General features: G+C 68.3%; 3 protein-coding genes. 1 reads left to right on the top strand and 2 read right to left on the bottom strand.

Translation table 11 applies throughout. The features are described 5' to 3' along the window. Both ACFFNX_RS49425 and ACFFNX_RS49420 read right to left on the bottom strand, forming a co-directional pair. Positions 1-235, bottom strand: a 235-nt coding sequence (locus ACFFNX_RS49425) for an AMP-binding protein (protein ID WP_378213412.1), incomplete at its 3' end; no start/stop codon positions are given. A gap of 106 nt (positions 236-341) precedes the next feature. Beyond that, the gene (locus ACFFNX_RS49420) at positions 342-1022 is read right to left on the bottom strand and encodes a helix-turn-helix transcriptional regulator (protein ID WP_378213411.1); all 681 of its coding nucleotides are present in this window, start codon (positions 1020-1022) and stop codon (positions 342-344) included. 219 nt (positions 1023-1241) lie between these two features. Here ACFFNX_RS49420 and ACFFNX_RS49415 point away from each other — a divergent pair, with 219 nt between their 5' ends. Next, positions 1242-1493 carry an acyl carrier protein gene (locus tag ACFFNX_RS49415; protein WP_378213410.1) on the top strand — a complete coding sequence of 84 codons (252 nt, stop codon included), beginning with the start codon at positions 1242-1244 and terminating at the stop codon, positions 1491-1493. Positions 1494-1649 lie beyond the last annotated feature (156 nt).

Genomic DNA, 1649 nt, shown 5'->3' with positions numbered 1-1649 from the left:
GCACGATCCCCACCGGCGTGTCGGCGCCGACGCCCCGCCGGCGGAGCAGGTGGGCGAGCCGGTTGGACCGCTCGTCGAGCTCCGCGTACGTGAGCGTGCGCGGCCCGCAGGTCACGGCGGCGGCGTCCGGCCGGGCGCGCACCTGCCCGGCGAACAGCCCGGGAATGGAGGCCTCGGCCGGAAAAGGGGTTGCCCGGCCGTGGAATACGCCGATCTCCTTCTTGTCCTCCAGCACGTGCTCACCCGGTCCCCGCGCTCCAAAGACGGTAATGGCATAGCGCCTGTACCACTGTCGAAGGCGTCGGCGACGGCCCGCAAGTCTTATTTGTCGGTCATCCGGCTCAGGCGATATCACCGGCGATGTCATATCGCACCGCCGCCCGGATGAGCTCGGCCTTGTTGCGCAGCCCGAGTTTCTGCCGGATGCGCTGGACGTAAGTGTCGACGGTCGCCTTGGCAAGCCCGAGCCGGCGGCTGATCTCCTTGTGCGTCCAGCCGTCGGCGACGAGCCGGAGCACCTGTATCTCCCGCTCGGTCAGATCTCCTGGAACGACCGGTGGAGGCGGTGCCGGCTCTTCGGCGCCGAAGCCGAAAAGGTCGCCGTTCGCGTGGCTGGACAGGAAGAAACGCTCTTCGGCGATCAGGGCGAGCGCCGCGAACAACGCCTCCGGGCCCGCGTCCATGTCGAGGTATCCGTGGACTCCGGAGGCGAAGAGCGCCGCGACCTGATGGTGGCCCGCGCCTCCGGAGATGGCCAGGACCAGCACCGAACGGGACCAGGCCCGTACGTGGGCGAGGAACTCCTCATCCACGGTGTGCGGCAGCCCGACGATGAGGATCTCCGTTTCGCGGGCGGTGAGATGGCGTTGGACCCCGGCCGGGTGAATGACGCTCGTGACCGAGAAATGACGGTCGGCGGATTCGAGGACCTTCAACGCGCCTTGCATCACCAAAGAGCCGTTATCCAGCAATATCACCGTGCGCGATCGGTCCGGCGTGGGGTCGAGCTCACCGTTGTTCACGCTTGGGAATTATGCGACAGCGAACGTCCGACGTGAAGGGCATGGCACACCGCACGGTCTTATTTTCATGTCATGCGCGGTGTCCTGGTTCGTGGTATCCGGGTGCGCTCTTTCGAGACACACTAAAGGCGTCTTGTGGCGTCCGGGAGCACCCGGATCTACTGGGAGAGCGCCGGTGAGCGCGAATCTCCCCACATTCCCGCCGCAGAGGAACGTGACGTGACCGAGAACGGCGAACTGCTCCGGGCGGTGCGTGACGCCTGGGCCGAGACGCTGGGCATCGAGGCCGACGCCGTACCGCTGGAGGAGGGTTTCTTCGAGGCCGGCGGAAACTCCCTGCTGCTGTTGCTGCTGTGGGAACGGCTCAACGAACTGACCGGCCGGGACCTGCGCGCGACCGACCTGTTCCTGCATCCCACGGTGCGCGCCCAGGCCGCGCTGCTGCTCTCCGCGGACGGCGAGCGGCGATGAGCCCGACCCTGTGGGGGCTGTTCGCCGCGTCCGCCGAACGGCACCCCGGCCGCCCCGCGGTCGAGCTGCCAGCGCTGACAATCGGGTACCGCCGGCTGGCCCGCGCCGCGGTGGCGCTCGCCGAGACGATCGCGGACGCGCACGCCCGCGTCGGAC

Origin of the sequence: Actinoallomurus acaciae, from assembly GCF_042429965.1 — a bacterium.
Taxonomy (GTDB): domain Bacteria; phylum Actinomycetota; class Actinomycetes; order Streptosporangiales; family Streptosporangiaceae; genus Actinoallomurus; species Actinoallomurus acaciae.
This window is presented reverse-complemented; position numbering and strand designations above follow the sequence as displayed.